24 protein-coding genes and 1 tRNA gene are annotated in these 24727 nt (G+C 60.5%); 6 read left to right on the top strand and 19 right to left on the bottom strand.

The features are described from left to right. Positions 1 to 32: 32 nt before the first annotated feature. From SCT_RS06670 to SCT_RS06700, 7 genes are all read right to left on the bottom strand, one after another. Positions 33 to 785, bottom strand: a complete 753-nt coding sequence (locus SCT_RS06670) for a ThiF family adenylyltransferase (protein ID WP_059420710.1) — start codon at positions 783 to 785, stop codon at positions 33 to 35. Between the two features lie 182 nt (positions 786 to 967). Further along, positions 968 to 1882, bottom strand: coding sequence for a cation diffusion facilitator family transporter (locus SCT_RS06675; RefSeq protein ID WP_059420713.1), 915 nt, complete (start codon positions 1880 to 1882; stop codon positions 968 to 970). Then, the gene (locus SCT_RS06680; RefSeq protein WP_059420716.1) at positions 1879 to 2643 is read right to left on the bottom strand and encodes a TatD family hydrolase; all 765 of its coding nucleotides are present in this window, start codon (positions 2641 to 2643) and stop codon (positions 1879 to 1881) included. The genes SCT_RS06675 and SCT_RS06680 overlap by 4 nt, the downstream gene beginning before the upstream one ends. A 9-nt stretch (positions 2644 to 2652) precedes the next feature. Continuing rightward, positions 2653 to 5322 (bottom strand): cation-transporting P-type ATPase, encoded by a 2670-nt coding sequence (locus SCT_RS06685; protein ID WP_059420722.1) that lies wholly within the window; start codon positions 5320 to 5322, stop codon positions 2653 to 2655. After that, complete coding sequence (gene mutY, locus SCT_RS06690) at positions 5319 to 6341, bottom strand: A/G-specific adenine glycosylase (RefSeq protein ID WP_059420724.1); 1023 nt, start codon at positions 6339 to 6341, stop codon at positions 5319 to 5321. Before mutY ends, SCT_RS06685 begins: the two co-directional genes overlap by 4 nt. Positions 6342 to 6352: 11 nt before the next feature. Continuing rightward, entirely contained in the window at positions 6353 to 8467 is a 2115-nt protein-coding gene (locus tag SCT_RS06695; RefSeq protein WP_059420730.1) for an AsmA family protein, read from the bottom strand. Positions 8468 to 8496: 29 nt separating this feature from the next. Further along, positions 8497 to 8570: transfer RNA gene (locus tag SCT_RS06700), tRNA-Gly, on the bottom strand. A gap of 417 nt (positions 8571 to 8987) precedes the next feature. On the opposite strand from SCT_RS06700, the gene SCT_RS06705 reads away from it, so the two are divergent. The 4 genes from SCT_RS06705 to trmB all read left to right on the top strand — a co-directional run bounded on the left by SCT_RS06705 (position 8988) and on the right by trmB (position 11582). Beyond that, a complete protein-coding gene (locus tag SCT_RS06705) occupies positions 8988 to 9722 on the top strand; it encodes a flagellar brake protein (protein WP_059420733.1) in 735 nt (244 codons plus the stop codon). A 114-nt stretch (positions 9723 to 9836) separates the two neighbouring features. Beyond that, a complete protein-coding gene (thiS, locus tag SCT_RS06710) occupies positions 9837 to 10037 on the top strand; it encodes a sulfur carrier protein ThiS (RefSeq protein WP_059420735.1) in 201 nt (66 codons plus the stop codon). Positions 10038 to 10115: 78 nt separating this feature from the next. After that, entirely contained in the window at positions 10116 to 10898 is a 783-nt protein-coding gene (locus SCT_RS06715; protein ID WP_059420741.1) for a thiazole synthase, read from the top strand. A gap of 6 nt (positions 10899 to 10904) precedes the next feature. Beyond that, on the top strand, positions 10905 to 11582 hold the full coding sequence (gene trmB / locus SCT_RS06720) for a tRNA (guanosine(46)-N7)-methyltransferase TrmB (RefSeq protein WP_059420743.1): 678 nt from the start codon (positions 10905 to 10907) through the stop codon (positions 11580 to 11582). Here trmB and SCT_RS06725 read toward each other — a convergent pair. The 4 genes from SCT_RS06725 to SCT_RS06740 are packed head-to-tail and all read right to left on the bottom strand — an operon-like array spanning position 11579 to position 13665. Then, the gene (locus SCT_RS06725) at positions 11579 to 12184 is read right to left on the bottom strand and encodes a nitroreductase family protein (RefSeq protein WP_059420745.1); all 606 of its coding nucleotides are present in this window, start codon (positions 12182 to 12184) and stop codon (positions 11579 to 11581) included. The two genes, trmB and SCT_RS06725, sit on opposite strands and share 4 nt — an antisense overlap. Before the next feature lie 15 nt (positions 12185 to 12199). Next, the gene (locus SCT_RS06730; RefSeq protein WP_059420748.1) at positions 12200 to 12427 is read right to left on the bottom strand and encodes a sulfurtransferase TusA family protein; all 228 of its coding nucleotides are present in this window, start codon (positions 12425 to 12427) and stop codon (positions 12200 to 12202) included. Positions 12428 to 12440: 13 nt separating this feature from the next. Next, positions 12441 to 12974, bottom strand: coding sequence for a carboxymuconolactone decarboxylase family protein (locus tag SCT_RS06735; protein WP_059420750.1), 534 nt, complete (start codon positions 12972 to 12974; stop codon positions 12441 to 12443). A 58-nt stretch (positions 12975 to 13032) separates the two neighbouring features. After that, the gene (locus tag SCT_RS06740; RefSeq protein ID WP_059420751.1) at positions 13033 to 13665 is read right to left on the bottom strand and encodes a TetR/AcrR family transcriptional regulator; all 633 of its coding nucleotides are present in this window, start codon (positions 13663 to 13665) and stop codon (positions 13033 to 13035) included. 183 nt (positions 13666 to 13848) lie between these two features. Between SCT_RS06740 and SCT_RS06745 the strand changes: the two genes are divergently transcribed. Continuing rightward, complete coding sequence (locus tag SCT_RS06745; RefSeq protein ID WP_059420894.1) at positions 13849 to 14190, top strand: PsiF family protein; 342 nt, start codon at positions 13849 to 13851, stop codon at positions 14188 to 14190. Between the two features lie 44 nt (positions 14191 to 14234). On the opposite strand, the gene SCT_RS06750 is transcribed toward SCT_RS06745, so the two are convergent. Then, complete coding sequence (locus tag SCT_RS06750; protein WP_237759620.1) at positions 14235 to 14684, bottom strand: TIGR02281 family clan AA aspartic protease; 450 nt, start codon at positions 14682 to 14684, stop codon at positions 14235 to 14237. On the opposite strand from SCT_RS06750, the gene SCT_RS17405 reads away from it, so the two are divergent. Continuing rightward, entirely contained in the window at positions 14683 to 14871 is a 189-nt protein-coding gene (locus tag SCT_RS17405; RefSeq protein ID WP_189799650.1) for a hypothetical protein, read from the top strand. The genes SCT_RS06750 and SCT_RS17405 overlap by 2 nt on opposite strands. 362 nt (positions 14872 to 15233) lie before the next feature. Here SCT_RS17405 and SCT_RS06755 read toward each other — a convergent pair whose 3' ends face one another. The 7 genes from SCT_RS06755 to folE form a co-directional block, all read right to left on the bottom strand. After that, complete coding sequence (locus tag SCT_RS06755; protein WP_059420754.1) at positions 15234 to 17333, bottom strand: bifunctional diguanylate cyclase/phosphodiesterase; 2100 nt, start codon at positions 17331 to 17333, stop codon at positions 15234 to 15236. Between the two features lie 10 nt (positions 17334 to 17343). Further along, positions 17344 to 18324, bottom strand: a complete 981-nt coding sequence (locus SCT_RS06760) for an ABC transporter substrate-binding protein (protein ID WP_202812131.1) — start codon at positions 18322 to 18324, stop codon at positions 17344 to 17346. Next, positions 18324 to 20390, bottom strand: coding sequence for a TonB-dependent siderophore receptor (locus SCT_RS06765; RefSeq protein ID WP_059420758.1), 2067 nt, complete (start codon positions 20388 to 20390; stop codon positions 18324 to 18326). The genes SCT_RS06760 and SCT_RS06765 overlap by 1 nt, the downstream gene beginning before the upstream one ends. A gap of 39 nt (positions 20391 to 20429) precedes the next feature. Further along, complete coding sequence (locus SCT_RS06770; protein ID WP_059420761.1) at positions 20430 to 21233, bottom strand: citryl-CoA lyase; 804 nt, start codon at positions 21231 to 21233, stop codon at positions 20430 to 20432. Continuing rightward, positions 21230 to 22051, bottom strand: a complete 822-nt coding sequence (locus SCT_RS06775) for a citryl-CoA lyase (protein WP_059420764.1) — start codon at positions 22049 to 22051, stop codon at positions 21230 to 21232. The genes SCT_RS06770 and SCT_RS06775 overlap by 4 nt, the downstream gene beginning before the upstream one ends. Further along, entirely contained in the window at positions 22048 to 23751 is a 1704-nt protein-coding gene (locus tag SCT_RS06780; RefSeq protein WP_059420769.1) for a thiamine pyrophosphate-binding protein, read from the bottom strand. The genes SCT_RS06775 and SCT_RS06780 overlap by 4 nt, the downstream gene beginning before the upstream one ends. Before the next feature lie 180 nt (positions 23752 to 23931). Continuing rightward, a complete protein-coding gene (folE, locus tag SCT_RS06785; protein ID WP_059420770.1) occupies positions 23932 to 24570 on the bottom strand; it encodes a GTP cyclohydrolase I FolE in 639 nt (212 codons plus the stop codon). Positions 24571 to 24727: the final 157 nt, after the last annotated feature.

The raw sequence follows: 24727 nt of genomic DNA on the forward strand, positions 1-24727 counted from the left end.
AGCCGCCGTGTCTTGCGCAGTACAGCATCACGCTACTGGCTTGAAGCAACCCCTTGTTCCTGCCCATCGGACTCAAGCAGCTTCTGTATCACCGCCCCCGCCAACATATAGCCAAACAGTGGCGGCATATAACTGATCGTCCCGTTAACCGCGCGCGGACGCCCCGATCCTTCTACCGGTTGGGGCGGCAGCGGCGCGCTGGGCTGCTCGTCGGAAAACACTGTCAACAGACCCTTGCGTATGCCGTGGCGCTGCAGGCGTTTCCTCATCTGGCGCGCAAGCGGGCACATTTCGGTCTGGCTGATGTCGGCGAGCTTGATCTTGCTCGGATCAAGGCGATTGCCCGCCCCCATGCTAGCAACCACCCTCAGGCCGCGCTTCAGGCTTTCCGCCACCAGCGCCACCTTGCATGCCAGCGAATCGATCGCGTCCACCACGTAATCGCAGTCTCCCGGCACCAGGTCGTTGACATTTTCGGTATTGAGAAACTGCCGGATCACCGTCACCTGGCATTCGGGATTGATGTCGCGGATGCGTGCCGCCATCAGTTCCGCCTTGGACTGGCCCACGGTGGAGAGCAAGGCCGGAAGCTGGCGGTTGATGTTGGAAGCCGCCACCACGTCGTGGTCGAGCAGGGTCAGCCGGCCGATGCCGGCGCGCGCCAGTGCTTCGGCGCAGTACGAGCCGACACCGCCAAGACCGGCAACAAACACATGTTTGGATGCCAGCCTGGCGATGCCTTCATCGCCGATCAAAATATGGGTACGTTCAAATTGGGGTTGCATTTAAGAGCCTTTTTTAGCCACGGATGTACACGGATATACCCAATCAGGACGAGCCGGAACCAAACAGGTAGCCTGGATGGAGCGTAGCGGAATCCGGGAAGGCATTCCACAGGCGCCCCGGATTCCGGCCTATGGCCTGCATCCAGGCTCCAGAAGTAGGCGCCTCTAGGCGACAAATCTGCTCACGTTTTGTAAAGAGCGGATGAACTGCTGTTTTCAAGTTTATGCGTTTCCAGCGGCTCGACATGTATCGTCACCGCGGTGTTGGGCAAGGTGCGCTCGAGCGCTTCCTCGATCCGGTCGCACAGGGCATGTGCCTCGTTCACTGTACTAGCCCCAGGCACCAGCAGGTGAAAATCGATGAAACGGCGCGAACCGGATTTACGTGTACGCAGGTCGTGAAAGGAGGTGCCATTGGGCAATAATTTGCCGATCTCCGTCTCGATCTGTTTTACCTCATCGACCGGCAGGGCAGCGTCCATCAGCCCGCTCCAGGAACGCTGCAACAGATGGAACCCGGTGAAGATGATGTTGAGCCCCACCGCCACCGCCATCAGCGGATCGAGTATCTGCCAAGAGGGTGGCGCAAACATCACCACGCCCAAGCCCGCCACCACCCCCACCGAGGTCCAGACATCGGTCATGAGGTGCTTGGCATCCGCTTCCAGAATGATGCTATCGTACTGGGTTCCCACCTTGAGCATGGCCCGTGCCGTGGCAAAATTGAGTGCCGCCGCCAGCAATGAAACCATCAGGCCGGGACCGAGGTTTTCCAGCGCAGCAGGATGCAGGAAGCGCCCCACTGCGGCATAGATGATGGATGCCGCCGCCACCAGAATCAGCGCGCCTTCGGCGCCGCTGGAAAAGTACTCCGCCTTGTCGTGACCGTAGGCGTGGTCGATATCCGCAGGACGGGAAGCAATGATCAGCGCCGTCAGGGCAATCAGGCCGGCGGCGAGATTAACCAGCGATTCGACAGCGTCGGAAAGCAGGCTCACCGAATCGGTGAGGAAATAAGCGCCGAATTTCAGCGCCATCGTCGCGACCGAGGTCACGATCGACAGGTAAGCCATGCGCAGGGTTGCTTGTTTCCTCATCCCAGTCCTTTCATGATTCCCCGAGCATTGACCGTAGTCACCTCGATGACCTGGTCCAGGCCGATGCCACGCAATTCAGCCAGGGTCTTGGCGATGCGTGGCAAGTATTCCGGGCTGTTGCGCGCCTTGCCGATGAACGCCGGCGGAATGTCCGGCGCATCGGTTTCTAGCACGATGCTGTCCAGCGGCAGGGTGGCGGCAAGCTCGCGCAGCCTGGTGGCGCGGTCATAAGTCATGGCACCGCCGAAGCCGAGCTTGAATCCCAGTTTGATGAATTCTTCCGCCTGCTGGCGGCTGCCGTTGAAGGCATGGGCGATGCCGCCTTTCACCTTGGCAAGGCGCAAAAACTTCAGCACCGTATCCTGCGCCTTACGGATGTGCAACAACACCGGCAGGTCGAATTCCCGTGCAATTTTCAGTTGCTCGGCAAAATAGAATTCCTGACGCTCGCGGTCGTAATCCGGCACAAAAAAGTCCAGGCCGATTTCACCGATAGCAACCGGGCGGTGCCGAACGATCAACTCGCGCAGCACAGTTAAATCTTCCGGCACTGCGCTATCCACATACATGGGATGAATGCCCAGCGCCGGGAAGCAGCCGGGATAGCGCTCGCAAGTCGCCAACAGCGCGCTGAAGCCGGCTCGCTCCACGCCGGGAACCACAATGACCCCGACCCCGGCTGCGCGGGCGTGCGCCGCCACTTCGTCGCGGTCGGCATCGAATTCGGCGGCATCGAGATGACAGTGAGTGTCGATCAGCATGGCTCTATTCTAACCCCTCCGCCGCCAGGCTTTTTCCGCCTCGATGACGAAATAAATGACCAGCCCGACCGCCACGATCCGCGCCCAGTCGTCGAGGCCGATCGGCGCGCTGGCGAACAGGCGGTTCATCACCGGCGCATAGGTGAAAAACAGCTGCAGCAGGATCATCAGTCCGACCCCGCTCCACAGCCAGGCGTTGGAAAAAAATCCGACATGGAACGGCGAGTGGGTCATCGAGCGGCAGTTGAACAGATAGAACAGCTCGCCCATTACAAACACGTTGACCGCCACGGTGCGGGCCTGCTCCAGGCTTTCTCCGGTTTCCAGCTCCCACAAAAACAGGCCGAATGCCCCGCCCAGCAGCATAGCGCTAACCAGCAGGATACGCAGCATCAGCGCTGTTGTCAGGATCGGCGCAGCGGGATGGCGCGGCGGGCGGCGCATCACGTCCTGGTCGATCGGCTCGAATGCCAGCATCAGGCCGAGCAGCACGGCGGTGGTCATGTTGATCCACAGGATTTGCAGCGGCGTGATCGGCAAGGTCACGCCCAGCACGACAGCGGCGAGGATGACGAAGCCCTCGCCGAAATTGGTCGGCAGTGTCCAGGTGATGAACTTGACCAGGTTGTCGAAGACGCCACGCCCTTCCTCCACCGCCGCCTCGATCGAGGCGAAGTTGTCGTCGGTGAGCAGCATGGCGGCGGCCTCCTTGGCCACCTCGGTGCCAGTTATGCCCATGGCGATGCCGATGTCCGCCTGCTTCAGCGCGGGTGCGTCGTTGACGCCGTCGCCGGTCATTGCCACGATCTCGCCTTCGGCCTGCAGGGCCTCGACCAGCCGCAGCTTCTGTTCCGGCTCGACGCGGGCGAACACCGTGGTATTGCGCACCGCTTTCCGCAGCTCGGCGTCGGACAGCGCGGCGATTTGCCGGCCGGTGAGCGGCGGCGCGCCCTCGCCCAAGCCGAGTTGTGCGGCAATGGCCGCGGCGGTGATGGCATGGTCGCCGGTGATCATTTTCACCGCGATGCCCGCCGCGTGGCACGCCTTCACCGCCGCGACCGCTTCCGCCCTGGGCGGGTCGATCATGCCCTGCAGGCCGATGAAGACGAGGTTGCCGAGGTGGCGATGGTCGAGCGCCTCCCCCTCTTCCGGCGCGCCCCTGGCCAGCGCCAGCACGCGCAAGCCGTGCGAGGCCATGGCATGGGCATGGGCTTCGATCGCCGCCCGGTCGAGAACAAGTTCCCGGCCTTCCGGGTCGAGCATCGCGCTGGTGCGGTCGAGGATCTTTTCCAGAGCACCTTTAATGTACACAACATCGCCATGCAAAGTGGCCATGTACTGGTAACGCGAATCGAAGGGCACTTCATCGCGACGCGCATAGGCGGCATGCAGTTCACTTGGCACCAGCCCGCCCTTTTCCGCCGCCACCAGCAGGGCGCCCTCGGTAGGGTCGCCGGCGACCTCGCGACGACCCTCGCGCTCGACCAGGACGGCATCATTGCACAGCACGCCGGCGACGAGACATTCGCGCAGCGCGCCTTGCGGCGCCACCACCTTGCCATCCAGGCTGATCTCGCCCTGCGCTGCATAGCCGCCGCCGCTGACGCGGAAGGTTTCACCTCCGGCGTAAATTTCCTGCACCGTCATCTGGTTCTCGGTGAGCGTGCCGGTCTTGTCGGAACAGATCACCGTCGCGCCGCCCAGAGTCTCCACCGCCGGCAGCTTGCGGATGATGGCGCGGCGCCTGGCCATGCGCGACACGCCGATGGCCAGGGTGATGGTGATCGCCGCCGGCAGGCCCTCGGGAATCGCTCCCACCGCCAGCGCCACCGCCGCCATGAACATCTCCACCGGCGCCTCGCCGCGCCAGGTGCCGACGACGAAGGTAAACACCGCCAGGCCGAGGATCACGTACAGCATGATCGCGCTGAAATGCTCGATCTTGCGGGTCAGCGGCGTGGACAGGTCGGTGGCGTGGGCGATCAGGCGCGAAATCCGGCCGGTTTCAGTGGTGTCGCCGGTAGCTACCACCACCCCGGTGCCCTGGCCGCTGGTCACCAGCGTACTGGCGTAGGCCATGTTGGCCCGCTCTGCCAAGACGACGTCCTTCTCCAAGTGTACGGTCAGCTTGGCCACCGGCAGGGATTCGCCGGTCAGCGAAGCCTCGTCGGTCATCAGCTCGCGCGTGCGGAACAGGCGCAGGTCGGCCGGCACCTTATCGCCGGGCGCGAGCAGCACTACATCACCGGGCACCAGTTCGGCAGCAGGCAGCGGCTGCTTGATGCCATCACGCAACACAATGGTAGCGCTCGCCGCCATCCTTGCCAGCGCCGCGATCGCATCTTCCGCCTTGGCCTCCTGAATGTAACCGATCACCGCGTTGACCAGCACCACTCCGAAAATCACGCCCGAATCCACCCATTCCTGGAGGAAGGCGGTAATCGCGCTGGAGGCAATCAGGATGTAGATCAGGGGCTGGTGAAATTGGAACAGGAAGCGCAGCCAGGCCGGCTTGCCTTTCTTTGGCGTCAGCAAATTGGCGCCGAAGGTGTCACGCCGACGCAGCACCTCGTCGGCATTCAGGCCGTGCACCAGATCGCTGTCGAGCAGTTCTGCAACCTCGTTCGCCGGCAGATGGTGCCAGTGTCTTTCCAGCAGCGAAATGGTTGGTTCGGTCATGCCAGCCCCTTCAGGATATCCTTCACCGGCTTGGGCAGCGCCGCCCCCATCGCATCCGCCGGCGTGATCCACAACCCGCCCGGCTCGCGAACGCCCGGTTGCAGCGCCGTCACCTCGAATACCCGCGGCACGATACGCAGACGAAAATGGGTGAAGGTATGCTGCAGTTCCGGCAGCGGCTTGCCTTCCCTGCCTTCCATGTCGAGGCGGGCCAGCGCGTCTACCTCCATGACCGGCGCCTCGGGTAAACTCCACATGCCGCCCCAGATGCCGGTGGGTGGCCGTTTTTCCAGGTAAACCTCGCCCTGACGCAGCAGGACTAGCATGGCGGTTTCCTTCTGCGGCAGCAGCTTGCGCGGCTTGGGCTCGGGCAGCTCCGCCACCCGCTTTTCATTGTAGGCGACGCAGCCAGAGGCGAGGGGGCAGGCAGCACAGGAAGGCTTGCGGGCGCACAGCGTGGCACCCAGGTCCATCAGCGCTTGGGTATAGGTTTCGATGCCGGATTCGGGCAACAGTGCTTCGGCCTGCTGCCACAACCGGTTCTCCACCGCCTTGACGCCGGGATAGCCGGCGATGCCGAAGCAGCGTGCCAGGACGCGCTTGACGTTGCCGTCCAGAATGGCGCGGCGCTGACCGAAGGAAAAAACCAGGATCGCGGCAGCTGTGGAGCGACCGATGCCGGGCAGCGCCACGACTGACTCTGAATCAGACGGAAAAACACCGCCATGCTGCGCCACCACGAGTTGCGCGGCATGGTGCAGGTTGCGTCCGCGGGCATAATAGCCGAGCCCGCTCCAGTGGGCCAGCACCTCGTCCTGAGATGCGGCAGCGAGGGCGGCAATATCGGGAAAGTGCGCGATGAAACGCTGGTAATAGGGGATGACGCTGGCGACCTGGGTCTGCTGCAGCATGATTTCCGACAGCCACACCGCGTAAGGATCGCGGGTCTGCTGCCAAGGCAGGCCGTGTCGACCATGCTGTTTCTGCCACTCGATCAGGCGCCGTGAAAAATTCTGCATGGACGCTTAACTTACTTGAACAGCCCCTTGAGGCTGCCCTTCAGCTCTTCGCCAAGACGCGACTTGATTTCCTCTTTTTTTTGCTCGACCTTCTGCTCGACTTTATGCTTAACCACCTCAGAGACCATGGCGTTGAAATCCAGACTGTATTTCAGCCCAGCAAACGGCCCGGTTACGCGCACCGGCACGGTCATGCCCTTGAGCGCGGACAGCTCCTTGCCGCCCTGGCCTTCCAAAGAAGCAACCACGGTTGCCTTGGCGAGATAATTCATCGAGCTCTCGCCAATATTCACATCACCATTTCCGGCCAGGCGCAGCAAAGGTGATTTGGCGGAAAGATCCTCGTTATGGGCAACGCCATTATTGATCCGGAAGCTGGCTTTCAACTCGGAAAAATCGGTCCGGTCGGCTGCATTGGCGGCCTGCGTGGATTCCCCCCGAGGCGAGCCAAACTTGGCTTGGGCGCTGCGGATTGCGCCGGCGATGTTGATACCTTTCAGCGCGCCGTCGTGCAGGTTGAGCGATGCATTGCCCCGTAGAGCTTTCTTCATGGCGCTAATGGTGGCGCCTTGGGCGTTGACGTCGAGGGCTACGTTACCGCGTCCTTCCAGCATGTTGACATTGGACGCGTCCTTCAGCATCGGGCCGACACTGACTCCGGTCAGATTCTGATTCAGCGCTACCCGGGGCGTTCCAGCGCCATGCAGGGAGATCGCACCATTCAGCGTTCCCTGGTATAAATTCGCCGAAATTGGCGCGACATTCAGATTGCCGCCATCCGCTTTGACGTTGAGCTTGATGTTGGAGGACTTGATGTTGGCAACCTTGAGCGCGCCAATGCTGAGCCGGCCATTGGCGTTGAGATTTTTCAGGAAGCTGAAATCAAGCGGCTTTTCAGGCTGCTTAACTTTGTCTTCGGGTTTGCCCGGCGGAAAATAGCGGTCGACATCGAGCTGCTCGATGGCAATATCGAAAGCATAGGCCGGCGCATCGAAATGGCTGATGCCGAGCCTGGCCTTGAACGGGCTGTCATCGATCTTGCCGGCCAGCTCGAGGTGCGCATCCTGCTTGACGAGATCGAGCTGGGCCGCACCGTCCAGGTTCATATTGAGCGGCCTGGGCATGGCCGGACCGCTGAGATTAAAGCTGAGAACGAGTTTGTCCAGGCTGAACTGGCGCGTATCAAGATTGGCACCGAACGGGCTGGCGATCCGGCTCTTGACGTTATTGTCGCCTTGCTTGCCATTGACGTCCAGAGTGAAAGTATCGGCTTGAACGATGCTGCCTTTGCCAGTCAACTCAGGAACGCTCAGAACCAGATCCAGGTTACCCTTGGCCTGCATCAACTTCGCCGTCAGATCGATCTTGCCGGCGACATGCTCTGGCCCCAGTTCGAATTTCGGCGAGGTCAGCCGAATATCCACGCCATCGGCACCAAGCTTGCCGGTCAGGGAAGTCGTCAGCGCATCCAGGGTGATGGCTTTGGCCTCGGTATCGAACAGCAGGCCACTAGCCAGCGCCACTTGGGCGTCGATCTTCGGGCTTTCGCCTTGCAAGGTGAATTTGAGGTCGACCTTACCGGGCTGGCTGTTGGCCAAACGCCCGGATTTAAATTCCATGCCGGAAATATCCAGCTTCCGCCCGGCCATCTGGTCATCCAAAGAAAGCCCTGCGCGGGTGATACTGACACCTTCGATGTCGAACTTGAACTGCGCCGACTCCTCCTCCTTCTTCAAAAGGTCATCGATGTTGGTACTTCCGTCGGGATAACGCACCAGCCGCGCCCGGACGCCGTCTATCCGGATGTGATCCACCACCAGCTGCTTCTTCAGGAGCGGCAACACTGCGAGGGAAACGCGGGCGCTGTCGATACTTGCGAACTCCTTGTCACTGCCGTGATCGCTCAGGGCAAGCTTGCCGAGATCAGCGCCAATGCGGGGGAAAAAGGTCAACTTGATGTCGCCCTCAAGCTTCAGGGTGCGCTGCTTTTTTTCCTGCACCAGCTTGATGATAAGCGGCTTGTAATCGTTCGGGTTGAAGGTGGCGGCGACCAGTGCGATAAGGGCAAGGAAGGCTACGAGAATGGCGCCGATGGAAAGCAGTCCGTATTTCAGGGTTTTGTTCATTGGCATAATCCTGAGGTGGGAATGAAGACTGGAGCGGGTGAAGGGAATCGAACCCTCGTATGCAGCTTGGGAAGCTGCCGTTCTGCCATTGAACTACACCCGCAGAAGGGCAGATTTTACGTTGGTTCTACTCATTACTCAACTGCAAGCCTGCAAATGGGTCCCTTGTTGCCAAGAACCACTTTTCGAAGACGCTCGAACCAAACAACCAAAAACAGATCGAAAAGTGTCGATTTTTTTTACACTTTTCATTGAGATTTGTCTCATGAAAAATTGCAACGTAATGATAAATATAGCCCGTCCATATTGGGTATAATAATTGCTTTGTATTTTTAGTAGGCCTGATTCAGGCTATGGTTTATAAAAAACGTCTGATAGGCACTGTTAATTCAGGAGGCTAAAAATGGCAAAATGAAATTTTTCATCTTTTCATTTTCATCAGGTTGATATAACCTCAACACATAAAAAATCAGGGACGCTGTAGACGCCCCACAAGCACCCACAGGGATGGAGTGAGAACGTGACCGAACAACTCGATGACAAGCATGAGAGTCGCTTTCTGCTGAACAACGAAGCGGATATCCGGGCATTATTGAACAAGCTGCAGAAAAAACGCAGCCATGTAACGGGCCACTTTGATAACAGCTATCATATTTTTTCCACCTGCTTGCTGGAGGTCGGAGAAACTTCGGTGATTCTGGACGACGTTTCCGACGAAGCGATATCCCAGCGTATCCTGGCCTGTTCCCGACTGCATTTCAGCTCGGTATACGCCGGTGTGCCGGTGAGCTTCGTTTCCCCGCAAATCGAGCACTGCCTCTTCGAAGGCGCAGCCGCGTTTTCCATTCCGATTCCTTCAGTCGTACGCTGGCCTCAGCGTCGCGAACTCTTCCGGGTGCCGACACCCGTTGGCAAACCGGTTCTATGCGAAATCGCGCTTAACAATGGTGAAATCGCCCGCAACCCTCTTTCGGACATCAGCGTAGGTGGCATCGGCATGTTGACGCAAGCATCTTCCCCATCACTCAAGGAAGGCGCACTGTTTGGAGGCTGCCACATTAACCTGCCCGGATTCGGCGAACTGACATCCGACATCCGCATTTGCAGCTCAGCCGACATCACACTCAGGAACGGCAACCCTGCCAGGCGTTACGGCTGCCAGTTCATCGATCTTCCGCAACAGGAGCAGTCACTGTTGCAGCGCTACGTCACCAAACTCGAACTCGCCATGCGCGGCTCCCACACTCACACCTGACGACACGGCTTCCCTTCCCTGCCTCAGGCTTACCGTGGAAGCTTTCGTTCTACCATAGTGCTACGCCTGCATGGTAGAATGCAATCCCACTTTCTCACGGCAATATTGAAGGCGATGCAGCTAACCGTCAACGGCGCACCTCACTCCTTTGAGCAGAATCCGAACCTCTCCCAGTTGCTGGAAACCCTGAAACTCACCGGAAATCGTCTGGCGGTGGAAAGGAACGGCGAAATCGTGCCGCGTAGCCAGTTCGGCGAGACTGTGCTGGCCGACGGGGACCAACTGGAAATCGTCGTCGCAGTCGGCGGCGGCTAATATTCGTGAGGCGTAAGGCGTGAGGAGTGAGCGAAAAACCCATTACTCCTCACCCCTCACTCTTCACTGGTTATAGACATGGACGAACTCATTATCGCAGGCAAGTCCTACGCCTCCCGGCTGCTGATAGGCACCGGCAAGTACAAGGATTTCGACGAAACTCGCCGCGCCGTCGAGGAAAGTGGCGCGCAGATCGTGACGGTGGCGATTCGCCGCACCAACATCGGCCAGAACGCTGGAGAGCCCAGCCTGCTGGACGCCGTGCCGCCCTCGAAATACACTTACCTGCCCAACACCGCCGGCTGCTACAGCGCCGACGATGCCATCCGCACCCTGCGCCTGGCGCGCGAACTGCTGGACGGCCACGACCTGGTCAAGCTCGAAGTGCTGGGCGACCCGAAGACGCTCTACCCGAACGTGGTGGAAACCATCAAGGCGGCAGAAATCCTGGTCAAGGACGGCTTCAAGGTAATGGTTTACACCTCCGACGACCCGATCATTGCCAAGCAGCTGGAAGAAATCGGCTGCGTCGCGGTGATGCCGCTGGCCTCGCTGATCGGCTCCGGCATGGGCATCCTCAACCCGTGGAACTTGCAGATCATCATCGACAACGCCAAAGTACCGGTGATCGTCGATGCCGGTGTGGGCACCGCGTCCGATGCCGCCATCGCGATGGAACTGGGCTGCGACGGCGTACTCATGAACACTGCCATCGCCGGTGCCGGTAACCCGGTACTGATGGCCTCGGCGATGAAAAAGGCGGTACAGGCCGGGCGCGAAGCCTTCCTCGCCGGCCGCATGCCGAAGAAGCTCTACTCCGCCAGCCCAAGCTCGCCCACCAGCGGCCTGATCGGCAAGTAATCCTGCATGACGTCTGAACAGCACCGCCCGATCCGCAGCTTCGTCCTGCGCCAGGGCCGCATGTCCAATGCCCAGACGCGGGCGCTGGAAACCCTGTTGCCGCGCTGGGGCATTCCCTACCAGGAAACCCTGCTCGACCTTGACACCGCCTTCGGCAGAGCAGCCCCGAAGATCCTTGAAATAGGCTTCGGCATGGGGGATTCCACTGCGGCAATCGCGGCGGCCCATCCGCAAAACGACTATCTCGGCATCGAGGTTCACGGCCCCGGCGTGGGCAGCCTGCTCAACCAGATCGAAGCCCAGGGGCTGGCCAATCTTCGCGTCATCCAGCACGATGCGGTGGAAGTGCTCAAGCACATGGTCGCCACGAACAGCCTCGATGGCGTGCACATCTTCTTCCCCGATCCCTGGCACAAGAAAAAACACCACAAGCGCCGCCTGATCCAGCCGGCACTGGTTGCGCTGCTGTGCGAAAAACTCAAGCCCGGCGGCTATCTCCATGCCGCCACCGACTGGCAGGAATACGCCGAACACATCCTCGCCGTGCTTGCGGCCGAAACCAGGCTCGCCAACACCGCCGCAGATTACGCCCCCAAGCCTGAGTACCGCCCGCTGACCAAGTTCGAGCAGCGCGGCATCAAACTCGGCCATGGGGTGTGGGACATCGTGTTCAGGAAAATCTAGCCGAACCTGTTCTGCACCACCACCTCGCCAAGTGGCAATTGTCCGCCGCGCGGCCAAGGTTCCTTGATTCCCTTGCCGATGGCGACGAACATGGCGATCACATGATCCTGCGGCAAGTTGATGAGCTTGCCCACTGCGTCGAAGTCGAAGCCGTCCATCGGGCATGAGTCGTAACCCATTTCCTTCGCTGCCAGCATCAGGGTCATTACGGTGATGCCGCAGGAGCGCATGGCTTCGTCGCGCTGCACCTGCTCGCGCCCCTGATAGTACTGGCCGATGGCCGGGACGAGATAGTCCTGCACCGGCTGCGGTGCATTTTTCCAGTAGCGCGCCGGGTCTTTTTCCCAAGACTTGAGGTCGGCGGTCAACACGACCAGAAGCGAGGCGTCGGTGACGTGCGCCTGATCCCAAGCCACCGCCCGAACCTGCTTGCGCAACTCCGGGTCGCTCACCAGTACGAAGCGCCAGTTCTGGATGTTGAACGCCGTGGGCGACAGCATGGCCAGTGACAATAATTTCTCAGTTTCCGCTTCGCTAATGCGATGGTTGGGGTCATACGCCTTGACCGACCGGCGCAGCTCTATTGCCTTTGCAACGTCCATGTTTTCTTTCCTATATTAATGCTTGCGCATGAAAAAAACGAACTCGCCGCCAGTTTCGGCAGAAGATATGAGTTCGTTGCCGGTCTGCTTGGCGAAGGCCTGCATATCCTTCACCGAACCGGGGTCGGAGGCAATCACCTTGAGGGTCTGCCCGGCGGCCAGTTCGGCCAGGGATTTTTTGGTGCGTAAAATCGGCAACGGGCAATTCAGACCGCGCGCATCCAGTTCTTTGTCGAAATTCATGATTGCTCTCCTGTCAGAAGTCGTTGTCGATCTTGAAGGCGTTGAACACGATATCCACCGCCGCGTTGCGCGCACCGTGATACACCGCGTCCATGATGTCGCCATCACCCCAGCCCAACGCGCGCAGTTGGTCCAGGTCGGCTTTTTCAACCATCCGTGGTGTTTGGGTTGCCTTCAGCACCAGCAGCAGCATGGTTTTCTCTTTTTCCGGCAGGGGCGCATCTAGCGGGTTGAGCTTGGTTGCAGCCACTTGTTCCTGGGTCAGGCCCGCCCTGTGCATCAGCATGCCTTCGTTGAAGCCGACGCAGTACTGGCAGTCGTTGTGCTGCGATACCAGCATGCGCACCATGGCCAGCAGAGGAAAACTGAGCGTGGGGTGCTGCATATAATAGGCGACCTGCTGCAAATGCTGCTCCAATAATTCCGGGCTGGAACTGTACATCTGGAACGCATTCGGCACCCGCCCCATCATCTGCTGGATTTGCCCATAAACCTCGGCTACTTTCCCGCTCGCCTGCTCCGGTGCAACTGTAGAAATAATGCTCATAGCGCTCTCCTTTTAGATACCGACCATCCGGTATGTATAAAAACAACAACAAACCCCTTTATGCCCCTTTGCGCCGGCCTTTCTCAACTTTCGCCGGCATCAATCCCTGCACGTAACCATGCAGTTGCTTCATGCAAGTACCGAATGCCTTGGGCGACCGCATGTTCTTCGCCACGCCGATGCACCCCTCCCAAGCCGAAACGACAAATAGCGCCGCCGCCTTGTAATCCACCTCAGCCCTGATCTCACCCTGCTTCTGCCCGCGCTTGAGGGCGCCTTCAACCGTTTTCTGCCACACTCCAAGCACCCCGGCGAGGCGCTCCTGAAACAGTTCATCCAGAGGGCTCATCTCCTGCATCAGGTTATTGAGCGGACAACCCAGCATAACGAAATCCGACGGCACCTTTTTGTCGATGGTGGCAATAATTTCCAGAAGCATTTCAATGGGCCGTTCGCTTTCCCGTAGCGGTTTGAAAATCAGCCCTTCCAGCCGCTCCTTGATAATCTCCTCGATCACCGCCAGACCCAATACCTTCTTGGTTGGGAAGTGATGGTACAGCGCACCCTTAGTCAGACCCGTATCCTGCAGAATATTGGCGATGCTCGCGGCTTGAAACCCTTGGCGGTGAATCTCGCAAAAGGCCGATTGCAAGATTTTGTCTCGGGTAAGGTCTGGCTGTTTTGTTTGCATGGAGCAATTACATACCAACTGGTATGCATGTGTCAAGTGCTTTTCCGCCGAATCAGATTAGCGCTCCCGGACAGCACGCCCGGGGGCTTGGAAAACTTACCGAATTAAAAAACCCGCGTTATAATCCGGAGGCGTCGCCACGAAATGGCTGCCGCCCATTCCAACCCACCCAAAGGAATCGTCATGATAAAACTGTTGATCGCACTGTGCCTGGCTGTCGGTTTCGCTTCCCCCGCCTTTGCCGCCGATAAAAAAGCGCCGACTGCGCAGCAATCCAAGATGGCCACCTGCAACAAGGAAGCCGGCGAGAAGGCGCTGAAAGGTGACGAGCGTAAGAAATTCATGAGCGAATGCCTGAAGGCCAAAGCGCCCGATGCTGCAAAAGAAGCCGCTGCACCGAAAGAAAAGCTGACGCCCATGGCCACATGCAACAAGGCGGCCGGCGAAAAAAGCCTGAAAGGCGACGAGCGCAAGAAATTCATGAGTGGCTGCCTGAAGGCCAAAGGCCCGGAAAACATGAAGTAAAAACGTTTCTGACCGAAATTAAAAAACCCGCTACGGCGGGTTTTTTAATGAATTCCAGAACCACTCTTTACCTTCAGAACCATCTGGTCGCCAGACTGGGTCACGTCTATATGCCGCAAGAAATTCTGGCCGAGCAAGGCATAGTCTCTCTGGTCCATCTGCATCACCACGCCAACGCGCAACCCCTTAAGCTGTATACCTCCAGCTTCTATCGTCTGGTCTGACACTGTTTCTCCCCATACCATGCCCCCGGCTGTGTTGAACGGTGTTGGCACCCCTCGGGTCAAGCCGATTTTGGCTGCAAGATCGGCACTGACAACCACGGTGCTCGCACCGGTATCAACCATAAACGTGAGCGGTCGCCCGTTGATGGATCCACCCACATAGTAGTGACCATCGCGTGAACGCGGGATTATGATTTCGCCTCGTGCCATGTCCAGACTTGTCACTGTGGCAACCTGGGGCTGCATTTTGGCATCCAGGAACAAATACATGGCTCCAAAAAGAATGAGCCACAAGACCAGCGCCGTAATGTGTCCCCAAGGAAAGCGTCCCGTGCTCATCGTGTTTCTACGGCATGCGCCCACTGATGTGGCGCAGAAATTCCTGGCGGAACAGATCGTTATCATCGAAAAAACCGGCAAAGACCTGGGCACAGGCCTGCTTGTCACCCGCAACTAGGCAAAATCGCACATAATCCACTCCTGGCAGGTGAATCGATGGCCGATCGCGTCCACCAGCCGCTCGATACGGCCGAAGCCGTGTAGCCGGCCGCACCGCCTTCTCTTGCCGGTTAACACCATGCACCTGAAAATCATTCTTTGCCAGATCAAGGCCAATTCGTGCAATGTTCAGTTCGAACTCCTTTCCTGGTTGGCTGTTTGATAACACCTCCAGTCAGACTCATCAATGCTGACAGGTGGGACGAGCCAATTCCATCGGGCTAGGTGAGTGCGTATTTTACTTCGAGCGTTTGAATTTCTCCGCGTCCACTGCGTTCAATAGTTTTTCCAGGCGGAATGAATATGGCGCAATGCCCTGCGCTATTGCGCCCTACGCACTGCATCCAGAATTTTGCGCTCGAACTCATCCGGTGGCACAGGCTGGCTCAACAGATAACCCTGAATGTAATCACAGTCGCATCGAACAAGAAAATCCCGCTGTTCCACGGTCTCCACCCCTTCCGCCACCACCTTCAGTCGCAGGCTGTGGGCGAGGGCGATGATACCGGTGACAAGGGCAGCATCGTCCGGGTCGCTGGTCACATCGCTCACAAATGAGCGGTCAATTTTCAGAGTGTCCACCGGGAAGCGTTTGAGGTAGCTCAGGGACGAGTAACCGGTGCCGAAATCGTCGATGGCGAGCTGCACTCCGATTTCCTTCAACTGATGCAGGGAGGACAAGGTTTCTTTGGCCTGTTCCATCAGCACGCTCTCGGTGATTTCCAGCTCCAACAGCGCTGGGTCGAGTCCAGTTTCCGCCAGCACCACCCTGACGCTATCAACAAAATTGCGCTGCCTGAGTTGCACCCCGGACAGATTCACCGCCACCGCCAGCGGCATTCCGGCATCGGCCCAGACCTTGGCCTGGTTGCAGGCCGTGCGCAGCACCCAGGCGCCGATGGAAACGATCAGCCCGGTTTCCTCCGCCAGAGGGATGAACCTGGCGGGCGAGACCATGCCAAACTCTGGATGTTTCCAGCGCACCAGTGCCTCCATTCCGGACAGAGCCCCGGTCGCCAGTACCACCTTGGGCTGGTAGTACACCAACAGCTCGTTCCTTTCTTCCGCCCGGCGCAGGGCACCCTCCATCTGCACATGCGCGGAAATCGTTGCCTCCATGCCCGACTCGTAGAACTCATAGCCGCTATTATTCTTCTTCGCCAGGTACATGGCGCTGTCGGCGTGTTTGAGCAAGGTATTGCCATCCATGCCATCGGCAGGGTAGACAGAAATGCCGATGCTGGCGCTGACGTAGATATCATGGCCGTCGATTTCGAACGGTGCGGCCAGGGCGAGGCAGATCTTCTGGCTGGCCACCGAGCCCGCCGTGGTGCTGGTCAAATCCTCCAGCAGCACGGTGAACTCGTCGCCGCCGAAGCGCGCCACACTGTCGCCGGCGCGGACGCTGTGCCTGATCCGCAGCCCCGCCGCAATCAGCAGGCGGTCGCCGACATCATGGCCGAGGGTGTCGTTGACATTCTTGAAGCGATTGAGATCGAGAAACAGCAACGCAAACGTCTGGCCCTTGTCACGGGCGCGGTCTATGGTCTGGTTCAGCAGATCCATGAACTGCATCCGGTTCGGCAACTCGGTCAGAGGGTCATTGTAAGCCAGATGACGGATGCGGAGCTCGGCGTGGCTGACCGCGGCGATGCGATCTTCCAGCGCCGCCATCATGCTGTTGAAAGCATGAGCCATGTCGACGATGTCCTTCGGCCCAGATAGCACTGCGCGCACATTGGACACGCCCGCCTCGGCGCGCGCCATGCTGGCCGAAAGCTGGTTGAGCGGCCGGGACATGCGGCTGGTCAGAATGCGGATCAGGATCAGGATCAGCAGCGCGAAGGAAAACGATGAGGTCATGTTGGCAATGAAAATGTCGCTGGTCATCTGGCTCAGCGCCGCCTTGCTCATCACCACCACAACGTCGCCGAGACGTTCGGTCCTGGCTTCCTGAACCTCGAAGGGCGATGCAGCGGAAGGCTGCGAATACACCGGCGCGACGAAGCGCCATGCACCCTCGCTTTCCGCGTCGAGCACGGCTTGGGCGGAAGCCCCGGCAACCAGAACGATACTTTTGGGGAATTCGGAGGGACGGGTGCTGCCGCGCACCAGCAGGACACGCTGGCCAGTATCCCGAATCTCCACGCTCACCACGCCGGGAAAAGCCAGGGTCGCACTCACCGCCTCGGCGGCGTTGTCGGGCGAGGCATAAAGCAAGGCCAAGGCGCTCTGGCGCGCCAGGTTTTCGGTGATGTGCTGCCCCTGCTCGATGAGATTGCGCCGCACCCGCTGGTTAGCCTGCCACGAGCTCACCAGGGAAGAAAACAACGCCAGACAGAGGATGCCGAGCGTCATCGTGATGGTCAGCTGACGCCGGAAAGTAAACTCGCGGAGAAATGTTTTGAGCATCTTATTCATGAGCTGCTTTTCAAGGCTCCGGGAACACCAGGTCGAACCCGCGCTGCTGACGCCTCAGATCGAGCCCGAGGTGCTGGGCGGTACGCAGGTTGACCGCGATCCGCACGTCGCGCAACGGCATCATTCCGCCCCCCCCATGGTTGCCGGAAGCGAGAATACCCAGCGCCAGGCCAGCGAGGCTTTTCCCCAGTTCCACGTTGTCGGGGTAAAGCGCAAACAGCACACCGCGCCGGACATGGCCGAAGCTGCTGGAAAATATGGCGAGACTGCGGTTCCACGACTCCTGCAGCACCAGGGGCAGAACCGATCCTTCCTCCACCGTGGTGGTATCCTGCGGCAGCCACAATGCATCCGTGCGGCTGTCGGCCGTCGCGAAAACGGTCTGATACTGTTGCATAGCGCCGCGCAGGTCTTGGGCCTCGTACGCCACCAGCTCCAGCCCCTGGGCACGCGCGGCTTCTTTGGCCAGCCTCATCAGCCAGGCATTGTTGCGGGGATCGTAGACGACGAACACACGCTTTGCTGCCGGCATCAGCGCCTTCAGGCGGGAGAACAGCAGCGAGGGATCCGGCGACAGGCTGATTACCGACAGGCCGCGCACCTCGCTTTCCGGCACCGTCGACACGCCGCCCACCACCATCGCCATGCTGCGATCCGGCGCCACCGCCTTCATGCCCTGGCGGCCAAGGGCAATTACCACCCTGGCGTCCTGGCGGCGCAGGTCGGTTTTCAATTCAGCGATGTCAGCACTGGACTTCACCGCATATTTGACCACCCGCGGGCCGGCCCGGTCTTCGATGCCCTCGACGATTTTCTCGAAAATCGCCCGGTAAGGTTCGCCGATGTCGGGGTAGACCACGGCAATCGGCGCCTCTGCCTGAGCCAGCGCCGCCGTCACCAGCAATACGATACCCAGCAACACGGCTACCAGCCGGCCTCCAGATTCGGCATGGCTGGAGGGCGTGGCCAGCGAAAACATCGGGCAGTGCATCAAAGCTGGTGGCGTAGCTCGAAGCGCCACTCGCGCGGGGCCAACGGCAGGTCACCGGGAATCAGGCCCGGCGCAGGCGACGGCTCGCGCGCGTCGGCGTCGAACAGATTGCGCACCGTGAAAGCGAAATCCCAGTCATCTTTCCACTTCTGTTTGCGCAGCGTAAGGTCCACGGTGTGGTAATCCGGGATGGCGGGACGGGTATCCGAGGGCTCGCGCCTGCGATCGGCGACGTGATTGACCTGTGTGTTCAGGGTCCAGCCCGGCATGAAACGCCAGTCAGCCCGGGCATAGACATGGTGCCGGGGGGCGTTGCTTGAGTCAAGGCCTGTTGCCTCATCGATCGAACGCTGTTGCGCGTAATTACCCGATAGACGCAGACTGCGGCTCGCTTCCCAGACCAGCTCGACTTCCAGGCCTTGTCCGTTCTGCCGTCCGGCATTCTGCGCGGTAAAACTGGCATCCGGGTTCTGCACGAAACGCAGGATATCCTTCATCCGGTAGCGGAACAGGTTCAGGTTGGCCTGCAAGGTGCTGGCCGCCTGCCATGCGAAAGCCAGTTCCACGGATTCGTTGGTTTCCGGCTTGAGGTTGGGATTGCCCAGCGCCACGGGATTGTTGATGTTATAGAGTTCGGCGAATGAAGGGGGGCGGAAAGCACGGCCATAGAGCAGCTTGCTGGTCAGGTTGTAGGCGGTTTCCCATACCAGGGCAAGGCGCGGATTGGTGGTGCCGCCGAAATCGGAATACTGGTCGCGGCGCACCCCGGCGGTCAGGTACCAGTCCTGGGCAAAAGCCCATTCGTCCTGCACGTAGGCATGGCTCACGGTGCGGCTGTGCGGGCGCAGGAAAGGCGCGCTGTCACTCACGTCCACCACCGCTCCCAGCGGGGCCGGAAAGAAGCCGCCGGGGATCGGCACCAGGGCGTAATTCTTGGTTTCCTTGGTACGGTACAGGTCATCGTTCTGAGTGCCGGCGCCGAAACGTAGCTTGTGGCTCTGCAACCCGGAATAAGCAGCCGACAGGTTGAAGCGCAAGTGGCGCTCCCACTTGTAGGGGTTGCCGATCACGCCGTCGGGGAAGCCGGGAAAGCCCGGGGGATAAAGCGTCAGGTCGGATTGCTCGGTGATGTGAAGATAGCTGGCCTGGGCGGTCACGTCCAGGTCGCGGACGAAGTTCGCATCCTGCCAGGTGAGGTCGGTGGAGATATGCTCGCCGTAGCCGTGGCCCTTGGGATCCAGCGCCGAAGCCACCCCGGCGCCGGTGCCCCCGTTGTCGCGCTGCTGGTAGCCGGCGCGCAGCCGCCATTTGTCGTGCGCCAGGTCGAGACGGGCATCGATGGCGTCGCGGCCGAGGTTGACCGGCCCCGGGGCGAGAGAAGGAAATGGCGTGCCCGATAGCGCGTCCGCGGCTATGATTTGCCGCTGGCCATCGGTGGCACCCACCCGCAGGTAGGCGGCGACATCGAACCCGCCCCATGTCCCCCCGTGCTGCACCCAGGCGTCGCGGCTCTTGAACGAGCCGGCACGCACACCGATTTGGGTGCCGTTGATGTCAGCGGCGGTCTTGGTGATGATGTTGATCACCCCGGAAAAGGCATCCGCGCCGTAGAGCGCGGAACCGGGGCCGCGGATCACCTCGATGCGCGCGATGTTCTCCACCGGCACGCCGCCCCAGACCTGGGAACGGGCACCAGTGAACGCGCTGGTGACGGGAATGCCATTCACCAGCATCAGTACCTGGGGATTATACTGGGTGTGGATGCCGCGGATGGTATAGATCGGGTTATAGCCAACGCCGGAACGCGCCACGTGCAGTCCCGGCACCGTTTCCAGCACCTCGTCCTGGTCGGCCGCGCCGATGGCTTCGATGTCCTCCGCGGTAATCACGGTGGCCACCGACGGCGCCCGCGCGACGGGCTGCCGGACACCGCTGGCAATGGTGACGAAGGACTTGTCGCCATAGGCCAGCGCCAGATCCTCTTCCTCGTCCCCCTGGCCGGCGCAAGCGCCGGCCCATGCAACTGCTAGTGCCGCGGCCACTGCCCGCACAATCGCTCTATTCATGACAACTCCCCTGGCAATCCGATGAGTCCCGTTACCCAATTACCGCCGCCACTGGCGGCGGGAAACGCCCTCGTAAAGCATAACCCGGCAAGGCAGCGGAAACAACAGACCTGCCGGTTTTTCCGCCGCCTCCAGGTAACACGGCGGCATGCCGGCAAGAAAGGCGGGAATCGAGAATAGATAAAATTCCCGCGGCGACAAACCGAAATCGGCTGCCAGCGCCGCGGCCAGCGCCCCGTAATTCATGCGCATGCGCCAGCGACCGGCGAGCAGGATGCGCTCCACCTCGAATGCAAGCTTGAGATGCGGCCCGCCGTCCAGCCCATGCTCGCGCACCAGCGCCATCATCGGTGCGATACGCTCGTCCGCGGAGGTGATCGGCCGCCCATAGCCGGCGATGCCCCGCTGCCGCTTAAGTTCCGCGCGCACCAGATCGGCCAGGTCTTCGCCCGCGTCCACGCGGTTCCTGGCCCGGGTCAGAAACTCGCTGGCACGCAGGTCCACGCCGCGGCCATAAATCTGGGCCTCGGAGACGGCGAGCGCGGCGGCTATGCCGAGACTGCCGGTGCTGCGCGCCGTGCCCGCCAGCGCCGCCACACGGTTGTTCCAGATGCGCGCATCGGGGTAACTGGTGAAGTTGCCAATGGCATGCAGTACTTTCATCTGTTGCGGCGTGTAGCGGCGGCCGGTGATACCGAACAGGTAGAGTTCCAGCCAGTCCAGGTCCTTGAGCGATGCGTGCAAGTCATGGCCGCGGAACACCGCGCGTTCGCCTGGAAAAAACGCTCCCATGCGGGTGGCGAGCCGTCCGACATATTCTTCCAGCAGTTGCGGCCCCTTCATGACTTGTCCTCCGTTTTCAAGCCTGCCCCGGCGGGGCCGGGGTCGTTTTCCAGTTCGGCGCGGAAAAACGGAAAATTCTTGTGGCCGTAATCCTTTTGCTCCAGGGCATGCACTGCGGCACCCGGCAGCCGCAGCAGCAAATGCAGCATTTCTCCCTGTGCCGGTGTGAAGCCGAGATCAAGCAAGGCCGCCGCAGCCACGCCGGGCATCGCCAGCGGCAGCCCGGCGGCGGATTCCAGCAGCGGCCGGTGGGCTTGCAGCCAAGGAAGGGACAGCCCGCAATCCAGGCCGGCGAGGTATGCCAGGGTTTGCAGCACCGGCTTGGTACAGTGCACCCCGTGGGGATCGAAACCGGGCGGATGGCCAGGGGCGGGCCAGACATCCGCCGGATCGTCCACCGGCTTCGCCGCCAGACTCGTTTGCCAGAGTGTCATATCGGTTCCGCGCGCCAGCCCGTTTTCCATGGCGAGCCGCACTTCCCGCGCGCCTCCGGATGCACCCGCACCCACCGCCAGCGCCGCCATCAAACAGGATGCCGAGGTAGAACCGCCGACTCCGCCGCACATCGCTGCATGCACCGCCGCATCGCGCGGCCCCGGATTCGCCAGCGCCAGCGCCAAGCCCTCCAGCAATCGGGCCTGTGCCGGTGACGGTGACTCGCCGCGGAACAGCAGGAACAGATATTCGATCCAGCTTGCATGAACCAGCAGGTCGCCGTAGACATCGTAGCCATGGCAATGACAGGACGCCGCCGCGAACGCATTGTCCGGCTCGGGTTCTTCCTGCCAGATGCGGGTGTGGATGATTTCCTCACTCATTTCGCCGTTCCCAGTATCTTCAGCCGCAGCCCCATCGGAGGCACTTCCTCGCGATCGATGCGCACGTCGAGTACGGTCGGGCCCGGATTGCGCAGGATCGCGTCCAGATCGAGACTTTCGAAGTCCTCTGCGGTGCGGATCACATGGCCCGGAATACCCATGGATTCGGCCAGCAGCCGGAAATCCACCACCGGCAACTCGAATCCGATCTGTTCCGCACCGGCCAGACGCTGGCCGTGCTTCACCATGCCCAGTGCCGAATCGTTGAGAATCACGAAAACAACACTGAGCTTCTCGGTCAGCGCCACGGTCATTTCCTGGCCATTCATCAGCAGGCTGCCGTCCCCGGTGACGCAGACCACTGGCACTTTACGGTTGGCAAGCGCGGTGCCGACCGCGCCGCCGATGGCCCAGCCCATCGGGGCGAAATTCATCGTGACACGCATCCAGCCCCCTGCGCTGGGCCGGTGGTCATGCATAGCCAGATCATGGATCGCCCATGCGGTACTATTGCCTGAATCGACCAGAAAACGTGTATCGGGCGGACTGCGCCAGCCAAGTTCGCGCATCAGATACTGCGGCTTGATCGGCGCGCCGGCGGATGGGGATTTGAATGGATCATCAGCTGAGATTTTTTTGAATCTTCGCTTCTCGCCGACGGCAATCTCTTTCGTACTATCCCTGCGCAGCGTTCGCAGTAGCCGCTCGAATACCGGGCGGATACGACCGCGCACATGCAGACGCGCCATCGGCGAGTGCGTCAGGTGCGCCTCGCAGGAATCGATATGCACCAGCCGGTCGTTCAACAGCGATTCGCTCCAGCCGTTGCTGGTCCATTCGCTCAGAGCGGAGCCGACCACCAGGATCAGGTCAACATCCTTATCGTTCATCGCCGCGACGGCGGACGGATGACCGGCGAATCCGAACACGCCACGGTACAAAGGGTGGCGCGGGCTGATGAACCCCTTGGCGTCGGGCGTGACGACGAAAACTGCGGCCATCCTCTCCACCAACTCAATGACGAGTTCGATCGCCTCTCCACAGCCGCTGCCGATCAGTACCACTAACCGCTGCGCCTGCGCCAGTTGCGCCTGCAATTGCCGAACCGCCGCGTCATCCACAGCAGACCCCGGCTGTAGCAGATGCGCCAGATCGTAGGACGGACCGCTCTTTAACTGCGAGCGCTGCACGTCCACCGGAATGCTGAGATGCACCGGGCCGGGTGTCGGCTGCTGCGCGCTCAGCAATGCGCTGACCAATTGGTTTTCCATCTGATCCGGATGCGATATCAATGCGCTGTAGCGTGTGCAGGTGCGAAACATCGCGACCGTGTCGATGCCGGCGCCGGAAGATTCCTGCAACGCCCCCCGGCCCAGCAAATGCAACGAGGGCTGGCCGCTGATAACCAGCATCGGGATCTCGTTTTCATAAGCGCAGGCCACGCCGGTGATGAGATTTGTGGCACCCGGGCCGGAAGTGGCACAGCACACACCGATTCTGCCCGTTTCACGAGCATAGCCATCGGCCATGAAAGCGGCCCCTGTTTCATGTCGCGCCACGACCGAGCGCGGCCCGCCGCGCCGGGCGCTGCGCGCGAGCGCATTGTAAAGCGGTTCGATGGCGCCTCCGGGTACACCGAATACAAACTCGACGCCGATCTGTTCCAGATAGGCGACCACCAGATCAGCCGCTTCCATCATTGGGCGCGGCTCCTCCCAGACAGCTTTTGCCCGCCGTATTCCTGTTACGGGCCGATTCAGTTCCAACATTCTCCCTCTTTCTCGCCACCCTGCCTTGTGCGGCGTACTCTGATTTCAACATGCCGATACTGTCCCGCCCAGCCGGGCATTTGCAGACACGGCGCCATTGTAATAGGTTATTTATGGCATTCTACCGCTGATGGAGCGCAGGAATTCCTGCCTGAACTGATCGTAATCATTGAAACAACCGGCGAAGGCCTGGGTATAGACCCGCTCGTCGCCGCGCCGGTCCTCGCCCAGCAGCAGGCAAAGCTGCTCCGCCTCGATCACGCAGGCAGCGCCCTTGGCCATGCCGTGCGTCACCAGCGCTTCGGCAACATCGCGCGTCATCCACTCCTGATAGGTGAACCGATGGCCGATCGCGTCCACCAACCGCGCGATACGGCCGAAACCGTGGAGACGTCCGCCGGGGATGTAGGCGACGTGTGCGATGCCGCGAAACGGCACGAGATGGTGTGGGCAGACGCCGTGCACCGCAATGCCACGTATCACCACCATGTCCTCGCGCGTATCGGCGAAGCCCTCGCCCAGCACTTCGGCAGGATCCATATCATAGCCGCCGAGCAGACGCTTTTCCCATAGCTCGCGCACTCGCCGTGCGGTCTTGCCGGTGTGTGTACTGTCCGGCGAGATGCCACAGGCCCGCAGCAGGTCGGTGACCGCCTGTTCGAAGGCGGCCGCATTGAACGTGCCGATGCGGGGTATGCCCAAACCGCCGGGTGGCGGCGCGGGGTGATCGTGGTCACAACAATCAGACATCGGAGCCTCTTCTGGTTTGCAATCCCGCCGATCATAACAAGCGCCCTTCACGTTCGCCCCCTCGCCCGCTTGCGGGAGAGGGTTGGGATGAGGGCTACATTCATGGGGCAGGCCCGGTCGGGTATTTATAATCAAGAATTCAGGTAGCCAGTATAAT

The sequence above is a fragment of the Sulfuricella sp. T08 genome, assembly GCF_000971475.1.
GTDB lineage: Bacteria > Pseudomonadota > Gammaproteobacteria > Burkholderiales > Sulfuricellaceae > Sulfuricella.

Bases quoted from the DNA above. Each gene is read 5' to 3' on its own strand.
- SCT_RS06670 (WP_059420710.1), bottom strand. From the start codon at position 785: ATGCAACCCCAATTTGAACGTACCCATATTTTGATCGGCGATGAAGGC.
- SCT_RS06675 (WP_059420713.1), bottom strand. From the start codon at position 1,882: ATGAGGAAACAAGCAACCCTGCGCATGGCTTACCTGTCGATCGTGACC.
- SCT_RS06680 (WP_059420716.1), bottom strand. From the start codon at position 2,643: ATGCTGATCGACACTCACTGTCATCTCGATGCCGCCGAATTCGATGCC.
- SCT_RS06685 (WP_059420722.1), bottom strand. From the start codon at position 5,322: ATGACCGAACCAACCATTTCGCTGCTGGAAAGACACTGGCACCATCTG.
- mutY (WP_059420724.1), bottom strand. From the start codon at position 6,341: ATGCAGAATTTTTCACGGCGCCTGATCGAGTGGCAGAAACAGCATGGT.
- SCT_RS06695 (WP_059420730.1), bottom strand. From the start codon at position 8,467: ATGAACAAAACCCTGAAATACGGACTGCTTTCCATCGGCGCCATTCTC.
- thiS (WP_059420735.1), top strand. From the start codon at position 9,837: ATGCAGCTAACCGTCAACGGCGCACCTCACTCCTTTGAGCAGAATCCG.
- SCT_RS06715 (WP_059420741.1), top strand. From the start codon at position 10,116: ATGGACGAACTCATTATCGCAGGCAAGTCCTACGCCTCCCGGCTGCTG.
- trmB (WP_059420743.1), top strand. From the start codon at position 10,905: ATGACGTCTGAACAGCACCGCCCGATCCGCAGCTTCGTCCTGCGCCAG.
- SCT_RS06725 (WP_059420745.1), bottom strand. From the start codon at position 12,184: ATGGACGTTGCAAAGGCAATAGAGCTGCGCCGGTCGGTCAAGGCGTAT.
- SCT_RS06730 (WP_059420748.1), bottom strand. From the start codon at position 12,427: ATGAATTTCGACAAAGAACTGGATGCGCGCGGTCTGAATTGCCCGTTG.
- SCT_RS06735 (WP_059420750.1), bottom strand. From the start codon at position 12,974: ATGAGCATTATTTCTACAGTTGCACCGGAGCAGGCGAGCGGGAAAGTA.
- SCT_RS06740 (WP_059420751.1), bottom strand. From the start codon at position 13,665: ATGCAAACAAAACAGCCAGACCTTACCCGAGACAAAATCTTGCAATCG.
- SCT_RS06745 (WP_059420894.1), top strand. From the start codon at position 13,849: ATGATAAAACTGTTGATCGCACTGTGCCTGGCTGTCGGTTTCGCTTCC.
- SCT_RS17405 (WP_189799650.1), top strand. From the start codon at position 14,683: ATGGCTCCAAAAAGAATGAGCCACAAGACCAGCGCCGTAATGTGTCCC.
- SCT_RS06750 (WP_237759620.1), bottom strand. From the start codon at position 14,684: ATGTATTTGTTCCTGGATGCCAAAATGCAGCCCCAGGTTGCCACAGTG.
- SCT_RS06755 (WP_059420754.1), bottom strand. From the start codon at position 17,333: ATGAATAAGATGCTCAAAACATTTCTCCGCGAGTTTACTTTCCGGCGT.
- SCT_RS06760 (WP_202812131.1), bottom strand. From the start codon at position 18,324: ATGCACTGCCCGATGTTTTCGCTGGCCACGCCCTCCAGCCATGCCGAA.
- SCT_RS06765 (WP_059420758.1), bottom strand. From the start codon at position 20,390: ATGAATAGAGCGATTGTGCGGGCAGTGGCCGCGGCACTAGCAGTTGCA.
- SCT_RS06770 (WP_059420761.1), bottom strand. From the start codon at position 21,233: ATGAAGGGGCCGCAACTGCTGGAAGAATATGTCGGACGGCTCGCCACC.
- SCT_RS06775 (WP_059420764.1), bottom strand. From the start codon at position 22,051: ATGAGTGAGGAAATCATCCACACCCGCATCTGGCAGGAAGAACCCGAG.
- SCT_RS06780 (WP_059420769.1), bottom strand. From the start codon at position 23,751: ATGATGGAAGCGGCTGATCTGGTGGTCGCCTATCTGGAACAGATCGGC.
- folE (WP_059420770.1), bottom strand. From the start codon at position 24,570: ATGTCTGATTGTTGTGACCACGATCACCCCGCGCCGCCACCCGGCGGT.